We start from the raw sequence: 16,168 nt of genomic DNA, 5'->3' as shown, positions 1-16,168 counted from the left end.
ACAACTACCATCGGCCTCATACCTCCTGCGCAGAGGCTCCTCCGGCCTCACTGGCCCCGGCCCGAGTCAACAACGTCATGCCCTCCTACACCTAGCGAGTGGTCGCGACGTACACCGAACAAGGATCACCGGTGCTGACTGCGCTCGGCATGAGCCGACACACCGCGCCTGAACGACGCCCCTTCCCCCTCGTACTGCGCTTCTCCGGATCCTCCGGCAACGTCCACCGGCCCGGCCCCCTCGCTCCGCACCTTCCAGTACAGGTACTCGCCGATCGCGGCGACGATCATCTTGGACGGGTCCCCGCCCCTGCCCACGATGTCCGTCATCTTCGCGAAGGCGTCCTCGTTCGCGTACACGGCGCCCATCGCCGACCGTTCCAGGTTCGGGCTCGCCAGGAACTGCTCCAGCGAGTTCGCTCCGGCCTGCCCCAGCAGCTTCTCGTCCTCCATGAGCGGCGCCACGAGGGCACTGACCCACGCCTCCTGCTGGGACGGGGAGGCATCCACGCCTTCACCGGCGAAGATCTCGTTGATCTTCTCGATCACTTCCTCCAACGGCCCGCGCTGCTTCTCACGCGCCTGCCCGCCTCCCACAGCGGTCGTCCCCTTCAGCGCGGCCCCACCGGTCAGCCCGATGTCCCCCGAGGACGTCTTCTTCTGCCGGATACTCACCAGTTGCACATCGCTCAGGTCGATCAGCTCCTCACCGCCGGGCTGATCGCCCACGAGCTGCACCAGGTGCCGCAGGAACAGTGCCCGCTTGTAGTGCTCGGTGTCCCCGAACTCGTAGATCTGGGAGAGGAAGTCGTAGAGGCTGACGAAGGACCGCATGTCCTTGCGCACCAGCACGAGCTCGTTCACGCGTGTCTCGTCCTGGTTCATCCGCGCATGCGCCAGCTCCTTGCGGAACCGGTATGCCACGGGCTCCAGCGCGGCCTGCAGGCCCTCCTGCCCGCTCCCCGGCTTCCACGCGACCCACACCTCGGCGAACGCGTCGACCTCGTCCCAGTCGTACACACCCGCGGCGTCGAGCTTCGTCCCCAGGTCATGGATCAGGTTCGGGTCCGTCACCGTCTCCAGCTTCGCGCCGGCGTAGTACGGCTCGAAGGCGGCCTGGATGTCGTCTTGAGAGTTCACGAAGTCCAGCACGTAGGTGGTGTCCTTGCCGGGCGCCGCACGGTTGAGCCTCGAGAGTGTCTGCACGGCGAGCACGCCGGAGAGCTTCTTGTCCACGTACAGAGCGCAGAGCTTCGGCTGGTCGAAGCCGGTCTGGTACTTGTTGGCCACGATCATCACCTGGTAGCCGTCCCCGTCGAACGCCTTCGCCAGGTCGCCGGTCACGGACGGGTTCATGGACCGTTCGGTGACCTTCTCGAGCCCGAATTCGTCGTCGGTGATCTCGCCGGAGAAGGCCACCAGCGTGTCCACATCCGTGTACCCCATGTCCTGGATGTACTGGTCCATCTGGCGCTTGTAGCGGACGGCGGCGGCTCGGGAGTCGGTGACCACCATGGCCTTGGCCTGCCCGTCGAGCAGTCCGGCCACGTTGGCGCGGAAGTGCTCCACGATGATCTTGACCTTCTGCGCGATGTTCGTGGGGTGCAGCTTGACCCACCGCATGAGCTTCTTGCTCGCCTCGGTCTGGTCCACTTCGGTGGTCGGCTTGCCGACGGCGGCCCGGTCGCCTTCCGGACGGAACTCGCCCTGCTGTCCGGCCAGGGCCAGCTTGAAGGCGGTGCCGTAGTTGGTGAAGTTCTTCAACACGTCGAGGATGAACTCCTCCTCGATGGCCTGCTGCATGGTGTACCGATGGAAGGAGGCCGGGATCTCCTGGCCCTTCTCGTCGTATTCGCCGGAGGGGCGGCCGAACATCTGCAGGGTCTTGTCCTTCGGGGTGGCGGTGAAGGCGAAGAAGCTGATGTTCTCCGGGCGTCCGGTGGCGGCGACCTCGGCGGCGAGGATGGACTCGGTGTCCGCCTCTCCCCCATCTTCGAGGTCGGCCTGCTCGTCCGGGGTGAGCACGCGCTTGAGCTTGGCTGCGGCGGAGCCGGTCTGGGAAGAGTGCGCCTCGTCCGCGATCACCGCGTAGGTGCGACCGGCGAGCGTCGAGTCACCTTTGAGGAGTTCGAGCACGGCGGGGAAGGTCTGCAGCGTCACCACGATGATCCGGTTGCCCTGCAGCAGGGTCTGCTTCACCAGGGCGGACTTGCTGGTGGCCTCACCGCCGAGGTTCTTGCGGTCCACGGCCACCACGGTGCCGGAGGTCCGTTCGATCTGCCGGACAGCCTCCTGAAGCTGGTCGTCCAGCACGGTGCGGTCGGTGACCACGATGACCGAGTCGAACACCCGCTGCTCGTCCACTCCGTAGGTGGAGAGCAGGCGGTGGGCGGTCCAGGCAATGGTGTTGGTCTTGCCGGAGCCCGCGGAGTGCTCGATCAGGTAGGACTTGCCGGAGCCCTCCTCACGGACGGCGGCGAGCATCGTGGTGACGGCCTCCCACTGGTGGAAGCGCGGGAAGATCAGCGTGGACTTCCGGCGCGAGCGGCCGTGCTCGTCCTCCACGGTCTCCTTCTTGAGGAAGACGAACTTCTGGAGGATCTCGAGCCAGGTGTCCCGCTGGAGAATCCGCTCCCACAGGTAGGCCGTCGGTGAGCCGTCCGGGTTGAGCGGGTTGCCGGCGTGGCCGTCGTCGCCTTGGTTGAACGGCAGGAAGAAGGTGTCCTTCCCGGCCAGCTTGGTGGTCATCCAAACCTCGCGGTTGGAGACGGCGAAGTGGACCACGGCGCGGGTGCCGAACCCGAACAGCGGCGTGGCCTTGGGGTTTCGCTCGCGGTACTGCTTCTTCGCGTGGCCGATGGACTGGGTGGAGTCGGTCTTCAACTCGATCGTCGCCACGGGCAGGCCGTTGACGAACAGCACCAGGTCGACGGACTGGTTGGTGGCCGGGTTGAAGTGCACCTGACGCATCACGCGCAGCCGCATGCGTTCGTAGGAGGCGACGGCGGCCGGGTTGAGGTTTGTGGCCGGCCGCGGCTCGGCCATGCGCAGGGTGGCGGAGGTGCCGACCTTGAAGCCCTTGCGGAGCACGTTGAGGGTGCCGCCGACGCCGGTGTCCTGCGGCTTGTTCAGCACGTCGATCAGGCGGGTGGTGATCTGGTCCCGCTGTGCCTGCTGGGCAGAGGCCGGGGCGTCGGCCTTCACGATGCGCCCGTAGTCCTCCGGCTGGTTCTCGGCCAGCCAGGCGTGGACGTCCTCGGGGAAGATCGCGTTCTTGCGGTCGTACCCGGCATCGTTGGGCGAGTAGAGCCAGCCGTGCTGCTCCAGGTACTCGCAGATGTAGGTCTCGAGCTCGCTCTCGTTGTGGATGGCCATGGCGGTCAGTCCTCCGTGGGGATCTCGATCTGGCCGGTGACGGCGGCGGTGATCAGCGCGGCGCGGCGCTCCTGGGCGAGCTCGATGAAGCGTTCGGCCTTGGCGATCAGAGCGTCGATCTTGGCCGTCTCGTGATCGAGGTGGTCGGCGATCTCGCGCTGTTCATCGGCCGGTGGCATTGGGATCTTCACTCGGCTTACTTGCGACTCGCTCAGGTGGGGAACGCTTATGCCCGTGAACTCGGTCTCAATCTGCGTTCGAAAAACCGTTCCGCCAAGTGCGTATGCGAGCATGCGGCAATCGACACCCGCTATTGGCCTGAGCCGAAGAACTCGCTGGACCAAATAGGCACCTTCTGCACAATAATCAACCAGCGCAACACGTGTCCCCCCGCCCACAAACGGACGGTCCATGCCCAAGACTACATCACCGGAATGTAAAGCATATTCGGAGGATGATGGCGCAGCTGTTGTGCTCAGTGAAACCGCTTCGCTCCAATCAATGGAGCCCGGCTTGACGTTGATCCCACGAAGGAGGCGGCGGCCATCCTCTACCCGAACGAAATCTGAGCTTGAGAATGCGTACCCAGCGAGCAGCTCTGCGCACCACTTGACTGGAACTGGCGAACAAACTCCCGCCAGCATGTTTTCAACCGTTGCAATACGCCGATCACGCAAACCTTGTACCAAAGCACGCTGTTTCTCGATCAGGGCGTCGATCGTGGCGGTCTCGCGATCGAGGTAGTCCGCGATGCGTCGCTGCTGCTCAATAGGCGGGATTGGCAACCCAATCCGCTTCATTGCCTGAAAGCGCGTGCTCCACAGGTCATCGACGATCCCGCTGCCCCAGCGGTAGAACTCCTCCTGGAACCACGTCGAGCGCAGGAGGTGGTGCACGAACCGCGGTTCGATGCCGCATGGTTCCAGGACGATCGAGATCAGAGACACACTGCCGTCTCGGTCGGCGACACCTGCCGAACCCTTGCGGTCCGAGCGGCTGTTGATGACGAAGTCGTCTTTCCGAACGAGCTTGCGATTCTCGCCATTGAACGAGATCGCGACGTTGTCCATGCGTGGAACGACGCCGGCCATCGACACCGAGAGGGGTTCATACTCAGAGTCTGATGCTTGCTCGCGCCGCTCTCGGAAGAACTTGCCGAGTGGCTCAACCTTCCAGTCGCCGGGTGGTTTGAGCTCCGTCACCGCTCCACCTCCTGCAACAGCTCGATGATCTCGGCGGTGAGCTGCTTGAGCTCGGCGTCGATCTCCTCGAGGGGGCGCGGCGGCACGTACTTATAGAACAGTCGGGTGAAGGGGATCTCGTAGCCGATCTTCGTCTTGGACTCGTCGATCCAGGCGCCGGGCACATGTGGGGCCACCTCGGACTCGAAGTACTCGTGGATGTCCCGGCCGAAGGGCACCAGTTCGGTGTCGCGCAGCGAGGTGTCCGGCTCCGGCTCACCCGTCTTGTTCGTCACCACCTCTGCCTCGGGGTTGTGCACGCCGATGGCCCCGGTCAGGGCCTTCACCAGTGGAGCGCCGGCGGTCACGCCGTGCTCCTTCAGCGCCTTCTTCAGTTCCAGCACGAAGGTGGGCTGGTGGTCCCAGACCCGGCCACGCAGGGAGGCGAGGGCCGCCTCGAGAGCTGACCGGCCGTCGTCGGGAAGCTTGTCCACCGCCTTGGTGGCGAGCGCCGCCGCGATGGTGGCGTCCTCCACCTCGAAGCGCAGCTGCAGCGGGCGCTCCACGGTGATCTCCCGGTAGCCGAAGTCCTGCGCGGTGAGGACCTTGGAGAACTCGGCGTTGTCCTCGGACTGGGCGTCAAAGTCCCGGTAGATGTCCAGCACGCGCTGGCGGTCCGCCGTGGACAGCTCCTTGTTCTTCGAGCCCACGTTGCGGCGCAGCTTAGTGAAGAACGTGCGGGCGTCGATCAGCTGCACCTTGCCGCGGCGGTCTGCCGGCTTGTTGTTGTCCAGCACCCACACATAGGTGGCGATGCCGGTGTTGTAGAACATGTCCGTGGGCAGCGCGACGATCGCGTCCACCAGGTCCGACTCCAGCAGCCAGCGGCGGATCTCGGACGGGCCCGAGCCCGCCCCGCCCGTGAACAGCGGGGAGCCGTTCAGGACGATGCCGGCCCGGCCGCCACCCTCCGAGACCGGGCGGAGCTTCGAAGCCACGAGCTGGAGGAACAGCATCTGGCCGTCGCTGATGGCGGGGGTGCCACCCGGGAAGCGGTTCGTAGCGCCGCCGACGGCAATCTCCTTCTCCACCGCGGCCCGGGAGGCCTTCCAATCGCCGCCGTAGGGCGGGTTGGAGAGAACGTAGTCGAAGCGTTCGGTCAGGTGGGCGTCGTTCTTCAGCGTGTCCCCGCGGGCGATGCCGTCCGCGTCCTGGCCCTTGCCGAGCAGCTCGGACTTGCAGATCGCATAGGACTGGTCATTGAGCTCCTGCCCGAACAGGCGGACCTCCGCGTTCGGGTTCATGCGGCGCAGCCGCTCGTCCAACAGGGACAGCATGCCGCCGGTGCCGGCCGTGGGGTCATAGACGGTGCGGACCGGGTACCCGGTGAGGACGTCGTCGTCGTTGGCGGTGAGCAGATCCACCAGGAGCTTCACCGCGTCGCGCGGGGTGAAGTGCTCGCCGGCGGTCTCGTTGGAGGCCGCCGCGAACCGGCGGATCATGTCCTCGAAGAGGGTGCCCATCTCCGCGTTGCTGACAGCCTCCGGGGAGAGGTCGATGGAGGCGAACTGCTGCAGGACCAGGAAGAGGCGGTCGTGCTCGTCCAACTTGGCGACCGTCTTGTCGAACTCGTAGTAGGTGAACAGGTCCGCCACGTTCTGGGAGAACCCGTCCACGTAGGCCAGCAGGTTCGTGCGGAGCAGGTCCGGCTCCTGCAGGATGCGGTCCAGGGTGAAGGGGCTGAGGTTGTAGAACGTCAGGCCCGTGCGGGACTCCACCAGGTTGGCGAGGACGAAGTCCGGATGCTCCTTGACCGCCAGCTCCGCGAAGAACTCCCGGTGCGGGGCCATGACCGCCTCCATGCGGCGCAGGATCGTCATCGGCAGCACGAGGGTGCCGTACTGGTTCGGCCTGAACACGCCCCGCAGCTGATCCGCGATCCCCCACACGAAGTTCGAGAGGTTCTGGGGAGAGGGCATGGTGGCGGAGCCTTTCGGAGCACGGCGGTGTGGCAATCAGCCTCATTCTGGCACTGAAAAGTCGCACGCCTGATGCCTGAGAGCCAGGTTCCGAAGAATTCTTCGGATGAGGAGGACGGCGCCTCTTCAACCGACCCCCGGAGGCCCGAATCCGAAGTTTTCTTCGGCTTCCCGCGTCGACACGCCACCGCAGCAGGCGAACATCACCGATTCCGAGAAATCCTTCGGATTTCAGCTGCTCATCTGCCACGATAGAGCCGTGGCCACCACACGCGCAGTCTCCTCCGCCGCGGCGCTGATGAAGATCAGCGACCGCGTCCGCGCCATGCGTAAAGAGCTCCTGCTGACCCAGCAGCAGCTCGCAGACCTGGCCGGAGTCTCGGATGCGACCGTCCGCCAGATCGAGCGCGGCACCGGCAAGAGCACCCTGAAGTCGGTGCTCTCCGTCATGGAGGTGCTCGGCCTCGAGCTCGAGGTCACCGGTTGACGACTCCTGCACTCGAGGACCTGAAGCGCGTCACCGCCGCGGACGTCTACAAGGGCGGCGTCCCAGCGGGGACACTCACCCGCGATGAACAGGGAACCATCACCTTCCGCTACCTCGAGGGGTACGCCGGCGACCCTGTGGCCTCCACGCTGCCGGTCGCTCAGGACCCCGTCACCGCCGCCGGAGGCGGGCTCCCACCTTTCTTCTCAGGGCTCCTGCCCGAGGGGCACCGCCTCACCGTTCTGCGCACGGCGGCCAAGACCTCGGCCGACGACGAGCTCACCCTGCTCCTGGCCGTCGGCACGGACGCGCCCGGCGATGTGCAGGTCGTCCCTGCCGGCGACCGACTGCGCACGGAGGCCCCCGTCGCCACGGACGATCCGCAGAAGCTGGACTTCGCCGTCCTCGCGGGAGTGCCTGACCGTAACGCCCTCCCCGGCGTCCAGGCGAAGGCTTCGGCCTCCATGGTCAACGTGCCCGTGCACCTTCAGGAGCACAGCGCCCTGCTGAAGCTGGATCCACCGGATCATCCCCACCGCGTGGTCAACGAAGCACTCCATCTGCGTCATGCCGCGGCGCTCGGCATCCCCGTGTCCGAGCACTCGGTGGTCCACGACCGTCATGGACGGGCAGGTCTTCTCGTCCGCCGATTCGACCGCACTGCAGACCGCTCCGGCGAACGGGCGCGCCTCGCACTGGAAGACGCCGGACAGGCCCTCGGCATCTACCCGGCACAGAAGTACAACGTCACCACGGAGGACGTCATCGACGTCCTGGCCGGCCTCACTCCGCATCGACTCACCGCCACGCGCAACCTGTACCTGCAGTTCCTCTACGCGTGGTTGACGGGCAACGGCGACCTCCACGCGAAGAACGTCTCGGTGCTGCAGTCTTTGAGCGGCCGCTGGAGCATCGCCCCGGTGTACGACGTGCCCTGCACCGCCCTCTACGAGGACATGACCATGGCGCTGCCCGTGGACGGGCGCACGAGGGCCCTGCGTCGGCGCCATTGGGATGCCCTGGCTGCGACCATCGGCCTGCCCCAGCGCGCCGCCCGTTCCGCCATGTCGGTGGCCATGACAGCAGCTGCGAAGGTGGACCTGTCGGCCCTGCCCTTCACCGGTTCGCCGCTGAAAGGCGCCGAGCGGGAACTGCGCCACCGCCGTTACGAGCTCGAAGGCTGACCAGCGTCGTGGACGGAACATGCCCGTTCCACGTCTCCACCGATGACCTCGTCGCCGCTCGCATTCACTACGTCCGCGATCTGACCCACGGACTCCAGCTGGTGCCAGCCCTGCCCGAGAACTGCCCCACATGCTCCCGCCACAACGTGGACACCGGCTGCGACGTCTCCATCAGCTCCGCCCCCTCCCGCGGCGGCATGACCGCCACGTCTGGATGGACGTCGCCCACGGTTTGCACGAGTCGGAGGTCTGACTCCGGCCCCTCACCGTTCGTATCCAGACCCCTCCACAGCGCCCTCACCGTCAGCTCAAGCCGAGCCGGCCGGAGAACAGCCCCCCTCTCGGCGGAATCCAGCTGGCCGCACCAAAGGCCGCCCCTCCGGCCTCACTCACCCCGGCACGACTCAACGACGACATGCCCTCCTCCACCTACCCTCGGGAATCGTCTGCACATCTGACCCTTCTGACCCGGCCACGGCCGCCGAGAAAGGTCAGATGCGCAGAAGGTCTCTGACACACGCCCCCAACGCTCCCGCGCTACAAATACACAACACCAGCCTTGCGTATCTTGGTGAGGTGTGCCTTACTGGTTCTCGGACCCCCGCCGGAAGGACCCCCATGGCCCACGCCTCCACGCACCCCGCCCATCCGCTGCCGCCCGTGGCGTCCCGTCGTCTGCTGCTGGCCCAGCGGCTGCTCCGCGGCGAGGGCTCCGTCGAGGTCACGGCCTTCCGCGCCGGCGAGACGCTCACGACGGCCGTCCACGGCGTGAGCGCGGACGGCCGCCTCGTGGTCGCCCACGTCCCCAACCTCCTCGGCTCGCTCGGCGCGTTCCACACGCCCGCGCCGCTGGACGTGCGCGTGGATGTCCTGCGCGACGCCCTGGACCTCACTCTCCCCACCCGCCTGGCGTCCGTGCATCTGCTCGGCACCCTGCGCTGGTGCCGGGACTCGGCCGAGGTCGCGGAGCTGGGGCTGCGGGGCCGCGTCGCGGACCTCGTGGCCGACGTCGGCCCGCGGGTGCACGTGGGCGTCGTCGAGACCCAGCGGATCCTGTTGCACGACGTCGACGGCGTCGCCGTGTTCTGCCGCCACACCCTGCCGCTCACGTCGCGCGGGCTCGTCGACCAGGCCGAGCTCGCAGACCTGGCGGACGACGTGCTGGGCACCGCCCCCGAGGTGCTCGCAGACCTGGCCGACGCCGTCGCCCTGGGCCTGCTGCCGGGCGAGAGCACCCCGTTGCAGGTCGGCACCGAATCCTTATCCGAGTCCCCCGCCCACGCCCTCGACGCGGACGAAGCCGGGGTGACCCTGCTGCGCGTCCGCGACGGCGAGACCACCGCGGTACACGTGGCCCTGCCCGGTGCAGGCCGGCTCGACCACAGCCCCCGGCACGCCTGGCGGCGACTGCTGGACGCGATCCCGGCGCGGGTCGCCCACCCCTGAGGCCACGGCCCCAGGCCGGCTTCAGCTCCGAGACGAGGCACGCCCGGGCCCTCGCCGACCTGCGGCGGAGACCCGGGCGTACGGCGCGACCGGCGGGAAGGTCAGTCGATCGTGTAGGTGGCGCAGGTGGCCACGTCCGTGACCTCGATGCCCTCGGCGGTGCAGGCGAGGTCGGCGTTGAACGTGCACTCGAGGCGGTGGCACGCACCGACGGTCGAGGCGCCCTCGGTCACCGGGCGGCGGACGTCCAGCTGGACGAAGGTGCCGCAGCCGGGCGTGCGGTCGGAGCCGGCGACGGTGATGGCCAGGGCGTTGCAGGACGTCTCGGCATTGAAGGCGCAGGCACTGGCGGCGCAGGTGCGGACGGCGGTGGTCATGGCGTGATCCTCCCGGTTCGGGCCCGCCCCGGGCCGGGGCGGCGCTACTGGAATCGAGATTACTCCGGCCCACGAATAGCACAAGAGGGGCGAGCCTTAGTCGATAGACGCTTAGCGCAAATGAATTTTGCGCATTGTCGTGTGTCGTATGGACCGACGTCGCGCCCGCCGGCCACCCCACCTCGCCGTCACCGCCCGGTCACGTCCACGTCACCCACCCCTGCCACCCTGCACGGGTGACCTCGCACACCGATCCCGCGCACCCGATGGCCCACCCCGTCTCCCGCCGCACCGTCCTCGGCGGGGCGGGCCTCGTCGTCGCCTCCGCGGCACTGATCTCCACGCCGGCCGGCACTGCCCACGCCGCCACCGGCCCCACGCCCTTCACGCTCGGCGTCGCCTCGGGTGACCCGTGGCCCGACGGGGCCGTGATCTGGACGCGCCTGGCGGTGGACCCCCTCGCGCTCGACGGCCTCGGCGGCATGCCGGACCGGTCGTTCCCGGTGGAGTACCAGGTGGCCAGGGACGAGCGGTTCACGCGCGTCGTGCGCTCGGGCACCGTCGCCACGGACCGATCCCGCGGGTACGCGGTGCACGTGACCCTGACGGGGCTGCAGCCGGGCCGCGAGTACTTCTACCGGTTCCGCGCGCTGGGGCACCTCTCCCGCACGGGCCGCACCGTCACCGCCCCGGCCTTCGGCTCCTCCCCGGAGCACCTGAGCCTGACCGTGGCCTCCTGCGCGAACTGGGAGCACGGCTACTTCACGGCCTACGGACACATGGCCGCCGAGCGCCCGGACCTGATGGTGCACCTGGGCGACTACTACTACGAGATCATGCCGTACGGGTACCCCGTCTCCTCCGGCGTCCCCCGCGCGCACAAGAACGGGGAGTCGCGCACGCTGGCCCAGTACAGGGCCCGCATGGCGCAGTACAAGACGGACCCGCACCTGCAGGACGCGCACGCGGCGGCGCCGTGGCTGGTGATCTGGGACGACCACGAGCTGGAGAACAACTGGGCGGACGAGAAGCCCGAGCTCTGGGACCCGAACTTCCTGGCCCGCCGCGCCGCCGCCTTCCGCGCCTATTACGAGAACATGCCGCTGCGCGCGTCCTCGGTGCCCCAGGGCATCGACCTGCAGCTCTACCGGCGCATCCAGTGGGGCGACCTCGCCACCTTCCACCTCCTGGACACGCGCCAGTACCGCTCGGACCAGGCCAACCTGGACCTGGTGAAGGTCGTCGACGCCGACGCACGGGACCCGCGGCGCACCATCACGGGTGCGGAGCAGGAGGCGTGGCTGCGCGAGGGGTTCGAGACCTCGACGGCGCGCTGGGACCTCATCACGCAGCAGGTGCCGTTCGTGCAGTACGACCGCAGCGCCGGCCCGCTCGTCTGGGGCGACATGGACTCCTGGGACGGCTACGTGGCGTCCCGCGAGCGCGTGGTGGACGCCTGGGTCGAGGCCGGCGTGCGCAACCCGGTGGTGCTGACCGGCGACATCCACGAGGCGTTCGCCTCCGATGTGAAGCGGGACTTCAACGACCTCTCCTCGGCGCCGGTGGGCGTGGAGCTGATCACCACCTCGATCACCTCCGGCGGCGACGGCTCCGACGCCGCCGCGGAGGCGCTCGCGTGGAACCCGCACATCACGTTCAACAACGACCTGCGCGGCTACCTGCGCCTGGACGTCACGCGGGACCTGCTGGAGGCGCGCTTCCAGGTGCTCGACTACGTGAGTGAGCTCGGCTCCTCGGTGCGCACCCGTGCGGTGTTCGGGGTGGCCGACGGCGAGCACCGCCTGCACACGATCCAGGCGTGAGGCGGGCGGGGCCGGGGCGGGCGGGGACGCGACACCGCCCGCCCCGGCTCAGCGACCGGTGAAGCGGGTCATCCAGGCGAAGGGCCCACGGGTGCGGTGCGCGTAGAGGGCGAGGGCGACCAGCAGGGCCCCGAGGGTTCCGACGATCAGGTCCGTCATGGTGTCCGTGTTGCCCTTCTGGGTGTGCGCGCCGAGCACCTGGTCCGCAGTGAACTCGCCGACCTCCCAGAGCAGGGCCACGAGCGAGTGCAGCGCCACCACCGTGATGGCCTCGAGCCCGGGCGGCATGGCCAGGCCGCGGCGGGCGGCCGCGAGACCCAGGACGAGGACGCAGCCCAGCGCGATGGGCACGCCGGAGTAGAAGTGCACCACAGTGTCCCACCAGGGCCAGGCCGCGTACCGGCCGAGGGCGGCGCCCATCCACGGGGCGGCGATCAGCAGAGCCGCGTACATGGCGTGCAGGGACGGGGGCAGGCGGACCCGCGCGGCGCGTTCGACGGCGATCGGCACGGGGACCACCATGGCGATCTGCACGCTGAGCACGGCCGCCTCGCGGTCCCCCTGCGCGGCGAGGACGGCGGCGCCGACGAGGAGGACGAGCGCGGCGAGGATCAGGGGCGAGCGCCGCACGAGGGCCCGCTGACGGGAGCCGGGGGCGGGCCGGGGCACGGTGACGCCGGGGGCGGGAGGGACGTCGCGGCTCATGGTGCTGAGGGTAGCCGGGGCGTGGAGGCGGAGGGTGGTGGAGCGGTGGTCAGCGGAACATTCGCAGGACGTCGCCCCGGCCGAAGGTGGTGCGCCGGTAGACGGCGTTGTAGGCGGCCCGCTTCGGGTCCCACGGCCAGCCCATGCCGGGACGGCCCTAGCCAGGAATGAGGGCACGCTTCACGGTGCGCTTGGCGCGCCCGGTGGTGCGAGCCTTGAGCGACTTCATCAGGGACGGCTTGCGGAATCCGATCTTCATGGGGTGAGGCTGATGGGCGGGGTGGATTGACGAGGCGAGGTGATGTCCCGGCGTGACGGAGGCGCTGAACGAGTCCGGCAGGATGAATGCATGTCCTCCTTCACCTGGCTCGCCGTCGATCGGCAGCAACACCGTCAGATGATGGAGCTGGTGGGCCAGTTCCGGGACGCCTCCACCGCGGACAAGTCCCCCCTACGCATGCGACTCTGACGGGGTCCGACGCTATGACGGGTCGCTGCGCAGCCCGACCGCTCAGTGCCCGATGTCCATTCCCACCTCCATCCTGAAGGGATCACTCTGATGAGGTCACCTCGTTCCTCCCTTCCCATCGGTGCAGGCATAGTCGCGGCCGGCCTCCTGCTTGCGGGCTGCAGTGCCCCGGAGGCGGTGGAGGGAGCGCAAGTGCCGTCTCCTGCAATGACTGCCTCGGTTCAGGCCGGGAAGGAGTCAACGGCCCACTCCGCCACACCGGAGACGTCGGCGGCGGAGACTCAAACCCTTCACGCGCGGTACGTCAGCTACAGCACTGCCGAGGACGTTCAGCAGGCGTCGGACTACTCGGTTGTGGGCCGGGTGATCGCATCTCGGGTTGAAGTCTGGGACCTCATGAAGGAGCCTGGCGCGGTGCCGAACCCCAAGGACCCGGAGCCAATGGCCCTTCCCTCAACCGTGTACACCGTGCAGGTCGAAACGGTCGTCAAGGGTGATGTGCAGCCGGGTGAGACCCTGGAGTTCAGCATCTTAGGCGGGGTCAAGGATGACCAGAAGTTCGAGCTGAGCGGCGCTCCGGTGCTGACCGCGGGGGCCGGAGACCTGTATCTCTTCAACCTTGTAGACGCGGGGTGGTATCCGACGCCGGTCAACCTACAAGAGGGCGTGCTTGCGGTCGAGCAAAATGACGTCCTGCCAGTCACGGGCACAGAGTTGTCGCAGACGGAGCTCGCCGTGCTCAAGGAGTCCGTGTCCGAGGCCCGAGCAGACTGAACCCCGTCGGATCGGCCCACGTGAGGTGCCTCCCCGAGCGGGCGTCCGAGTGAGGGTGCACCAGTCCCATTCAGCGCCCGCTGCGTCCTGACCTCGGAACGAAACCCAGGGCGCTTCAGTCATGCGCCCGTCCCACCCCGGGCCCGGGATCCTGTCCACACGCCTGGAGCCGGATGCCCCTACAACCTCACACCTTCCCCTTGAGGAGCCGGTTCCAGTAGATCCGCGGCTGGCCGAACCGGTCGAACACGGCCGTGCTCCGGCGGGGCTTCGTCACGTCCACGCCGGGGATCGAGCGGTCCTCGGCGCCGTCCCGGACGTGCTCGTCCAGGACCAGCTCGTCGCGGCTGACCATCACGGGGATCACCGTGTAGCCGTCGTAGCGCTGCAGCTCGCCGCCGTCGTCCGCCGCCTGGATGTTCTGCGCCAGGGTCTTGACCTGTTTGCGCAGGGCGCCGCCGGAGGGCCGCGTCTGCACCGTCGCGGCGTCGCCGAGGGCCCACACATGCGGATGACTCCGGTGGCGCAGGGTCTCCGGGTCCACGTCCGCGAGCCCGGCGGGGCCGCCGTCGCCCAGGCCCGCCTCCGCGATGAACTCGGGGGCGTGCACCACGGGGGTCACGTAGGCGGCGTCCACCCCGTCGATCCGCTCGCCGGTGCTCAGCGTCACCGTGCGGGCCGCGTGGTCCACGGCGGTCACCTCGGCACGCGGGTGCACGTGGATGCCGTATCGCGCCGCGGCGTCGGCCAAGGCGTCGTCGATGGTGGGGCGGTCCAGGATGCGGTCGTAAGGGGTCACCAGATGGACGGCCACCTCGCCGAGGATCCCCGCCCGCTCCCACGCCGCGCATGCCAGGAACAGCGCCTTGAGCACGGTGCCGCCGCACGAGGACGGCTCGGCCGGCACGTTCGCCACCACGCGGTCCCCCGCGGCGACGCCCGCCAGGAGCCGACGCGCGGGCTCCACGTACTCGGGCACGTGCGCGCTCGCGGCCCAGCCGGCCCCGTAGGCCGCGCGGAGCCCGTCGATCGCGCTCCACCACGGGGTGAGACCCGGGCACAGCACCAGGTGACGGAAGCCGACGGTGAGTCCGGTCGACGTGGTCGCGGTGCGGGCGTCGGCGTCCACGGCGGCCATGTGGTCCGGGATCCAGTCCACGCCGTCCGGGACCACGGCGCGCATCGACCGCTCGAACCCGGCCATGTCCGCCTGGCCGCCCGCGGCGTAGTTGAGCATGGGGCGGTAGCGGTGCACCTGCTGACCGTCGGCGACGGCGATCCGCCCCGCCCCGTCCTTGAGGAGCTTGGCGGCGAGCGAGATGCCCGCGTTGCCGCTGCCGACGATGAGGACGTCGTATGTCGTCGTCATCGCGATCAGCCCGCCAGTCCGAGCAGGCGCAGCTGGTCCGCGTACTTGCGCATCCCGACCTCGACGGCCAGCGGGTTCTGCGCATACCACTCGAGATGCGTCTGGCGCATCTGCTCGTCCGGGATGAGCTCCCCGCCCACGCTCCAGTCCTCCGTGGGCTCGGCTTCGAGGTCGAGGGCCTCCACCACCGAGGCGTGCAGCGGCGCGCGCACGCCGCCGAGCAGCACGCGCGTCTCCGGCACGGGCTGGACCTGCACCTCGAACGGGACCTGCTCGGCCGTGCGCTCGGCGACGCGCGTGAGCACCACGTTGGTGGGGTGGTTCACCGTGTAGAAGCCGGTGCCGCGCTCCGCCGCCACGATGTCCGCCATGCCGACGGTGCGCTTGGCCTCCTCGCGGGCACGCAGCGCCTGTACGGACGCCGCCGCGGCCGCGCGCAGGGCCTCGGGGGCCACCTCGCGGCGCTGGCCGGTGGCGGCCTCGGCGAGCACGCGGAGGTCGTGGTAGGGGACGACGGGCGGGTCCTCGCCTGGCCGCTCGGCGGCGCCGGGGGCGAACTTCCAGTTGCGCAGGGTCACCTGCCACGGGAAGCGCGAGGTGTCGTAGACCACCGGGATCCGGACCACCGGGGCATCCTCGGGCAGCTGCGCGATCAGCTGCTCCGTGCCGATCGGCATGCCGCGGTAGTCGTGGGGGATGGGCTGCGTGACGAGGGCGCGGGTGCGGGTCAGCAGGCGCTCGAGGTGCTCCACCTCGTCCGGCTGGATCTCGAAGGCTGGCGGGACGCGCACCGTGTTCAGCCCGGAGTCACCGAGCATGGCCGTGCCCGGCTCGCCGCCGAGCAGCCGCCGGTACGACTCCGCCTGGCAGTTGCCCCACACGAGCAGCAGGTCCCCCTCCGGCAGGTCCTCGAGCCCGTAGAAGTGCCCGTAGTGCCGCAGCCGGCCCTCGTCCCAGTTCGCCACGTGCGTGCCTCCGTCGTCAGATCATGGTGCTCGGA

The 16,168-nt window shown here is 68.8% G+C and carries 12 protein-coding genes; 5 read left to right on the top strand and 7 right to left on the bottom strand.

Annotation, left to right across the window (positions count from 1 at the left end; translation table 11 throughout):
- Positions 1-125 precede the first annotated feature (125 nt).
- Genes AB0302_RS10660 through AB0302_RS10650 form a run of 3 tightly spaced genes read right to left on the bottom strand, consistent with a single transcriptional unit; the run spans position 126 to position 6,534 of the window.
- Positions 126-3,374 (bottom strand): type I restriction endonuclease, encoded by a 3,249-nt coding sequence (locus AB0302_RS10660; protein WP_366371978.1) that lies wholly within the window; start codon positions 3,372-3,374, stop codon positions 126-128.
- Positions 3,375-3,379: 5 nt separating this feature from the next.
- A complete protein-coding gene (locus tag AB0302_RS10655; RefSeq protein ID WP_366371976.1) occupies positions 3,380-4,576 on the bottom strand; it encodes a restriction endonuclease subunit S in 1,197 nt (398 codons plus the stop codon).
- Positions 4,573-6,534 (bottom strand): class I SAM-dependent DNA methyltransferase, encoded by a 1,962-nt coding sequence (locus AB0302_RS10650; RefSeq protein ID WP_366371974.1) that lies wholly within the window; start codon positions 6,532-6,534, stop codon positions 4,573-4,575. The genes AB0302_RS10655 and AB0302_RS10650 overlap by 4 nt, the downstream gene beginning before the upstream one ends.
- A gap of 259 nt (positions 6,535-6,793) precedes the next feature.
- Here AB0302_RS10650 and AB0302_RS10645 point away from each other — a divergent pair, with 259 nt between their 5' ends.
- The 3 genes from AB0302_RS10645 (at position 6,794) to AB0302_RS10635 (ending at position 9,651) form a co-directional block, all read left to right on the top strand.
- Positions 6,794-7,021 (top strand): helix-turn-helix domain-containing protein, encoded by a 228-nt coding sequence (locus tag AB0302_RS10645; protein WP_223247472.1) that lies wholly within the window; start codon positions 6,794-6,796, stop codon positions 7,019-7,021.
- Positions 7,018-8,205 (top strand): HipA domain-containing protein, encoded by a 1,188-nt coding sequence (locus AB0302_RS10640; RefSeq protein WP_366371972.1) that lies wholly within the window; start codon positions 7,018-7,020, stop codon positions 8,203-8,205. The genes AB0302_RS10645 and AB0302_RS10640 overlap by 4 nt, the downstream gene beginning before the upstream one ends.
- Positions 8,206-8,823: 618 nt before the next feature.
- Entirely contained in the window at positions 8,824-9,651 is an 828-nt protein-coding gene (locus AB0302_RS10635; RefSeq protein WP_366371970.1) for a hypothetical protein, read from the top strand.
- Between the two features lie 101 nt (positions 9,652-9,752).
- On the opposite strand, the gene AB0302_RS10630 is transcribed toward AB0302_RS10635, so the two are convergent.
- On the bottom strand, positions 9,753-10,028 hold the full coding sequence (locus AB0302_RS10630; protein WP_298712337.1) for a DUF1540 domain-containing protein: 276 nt from the start codon (positions 10,026-10,028) through the stop codon (positions 9,753-9,755).
- 236 nt (positions 10,029-10,264) lie between these two features.
- Here AB0302_RS10630 and AB0302_RS10625 point away from each other — a divergent pair, with 236 nt between their 5' ends.
- Positions 10,265-11,851 carry an alkaline phosphatase D family protein gene (locus tag AB0302_RS10625; protein ID WP_366371968.1) on the top strand — a complete coding sequence of 529 codons (1,587 nt, stop codon included), beginning with the start codon at positions 10,265-10,267 and terminating at the stop codon, positions 11,849-11,851.
- 48 nt (positions 11,852-11,899) lie between these two features.
- Here AB0302_RS10625 and AB0302_RS10620 read toward each other — a convergent pair whose 3' ends face one another.
- Positions 11,900-12,556, bottom strand: a complete 657-nt coding sequence (locus tag AB0302_RS10620) for a hypothetical protein (RefSeq protein ID WP_319074454.1) — start codon at positions 12,554-12,556, stop codon at positions 11,900-11,902.
- A 676-nt stretch (positions 12,557-13,232) separates the two neighbouring features.
- Here AB0302_RS10620 and AB0302_RS10615 point away from each other — a divergent pair.
- Positions 13,233-13,799 (top strand): hypothetical protein, encoded by a 567-nt coding sequence (locus tag AB0302_RS10615; RefSeq protein WP_366371966.1) that lies wholly within the window; start codon positions 13,233-13,235, stop codon positions 13,797-13,799.
- Positions 13,800-13,986: 187 nt separating this feature from the next.
- Here AB0302_RS10615 and AB0302_RS10610 read toward each other — a convergent pair whose 3' ends face one another.
- Positions 13,987-15,168, bottom strand: a complete 1,182-nt coding sequence (locus tag AB0302_RS10610; RefSeq protein ID WP_319074452.1) for an FAD/NAD(P)-binding oxidoreductase — start codon at positions 15,166-15,168, stop codon at positions 13,987-13,989.
- Positions 15,169-15,173: 5 nt separating this feature from the next.
- Positions 15,174-16,133 (bottom strand): WcbI family polysaccharide biosynthesis putative acetyltransferase, encoded by a 960-nt coding sequence (locus AB0302_RS10605; protein ID WP_319074450.1) that lies wholly within the window; start codon positions 16,131-16,133, stop codon positions 15,174-15,176.
- Positions 16,134-16,168: the final 35 nt, after the last annotated feature.

The sequence above is a fragment of the Micrococcus sp. NPDC078436 genome (genome assembly GCF_040702705.1).
Classification (GTDB): domain Bacteria; phylum Actinomycetota; class Actinomycetes; order Actinomycetales; family Micrococcaceae; genus Micrococcus.
The sequence above is the reverse complement of the archived record's forward strand: the minus strand, read 5'-3'. Positions and strand labels throughout refer to the sequence as shown.

What these genes read in the sequence shown, in the direction of transcription:
- AB0302_RS10650 (WP_366371974.1), bottom strand. Translation starts at nt 6,534, where the DNA reads ATGCCCTCTCCCCAGAACCTCTCGAACTTCGTGTGGGGGATCGCGGAT.
- AB0302_RS10615 (WP_366371966.1), top strand. Translation starts at nt 13,233, where the DNA reads ATGACTGCCTCGGTTCAGGCCGGGAAGGAGTCAACGGCCCACTCCGCC.
- AB0302_RS10630 (WP_298712337.1), bottom strand. Translation starts at nt 10,028, where the DNA reads ATGACCACCGCCGTCCGCACCTGCGCCGCCAGTGCCTGCGCCTTCAAT.
- AB0302_RS10635 (WP_366371970.1), top strand. Translation starts at nt 8,824, where the DNA reads ATGGCCCACGCCTCCACGCACCCCGCCCATCCGCTGCCGCCCGTGGCG.
- AB0302_RS10660 (WP_366371978.1), bottom strand. Translation starts at nt 3,374, where the DNA reads ATGGCCATCCACAACGAGAGCGAGCTCGAGACCTACATCTGCGAGTAC.
- AB0302_RS10620 (WP_319074454.1), bottom strand. Translation starts at nt 12,556, where the DNA reads ATGAGCCGCGACGTCCCTCCCGCCCCCGGCGTCACCGTGCCCCGGCCC.
- AB0302_RS10610 (WP_319074452.1), bottom strand. Translation starts at nt 15,168, where the DNA reads ATGACGACGACATACGACGTCCTCATCGTCGGCAGCGGCAACGCGGGC.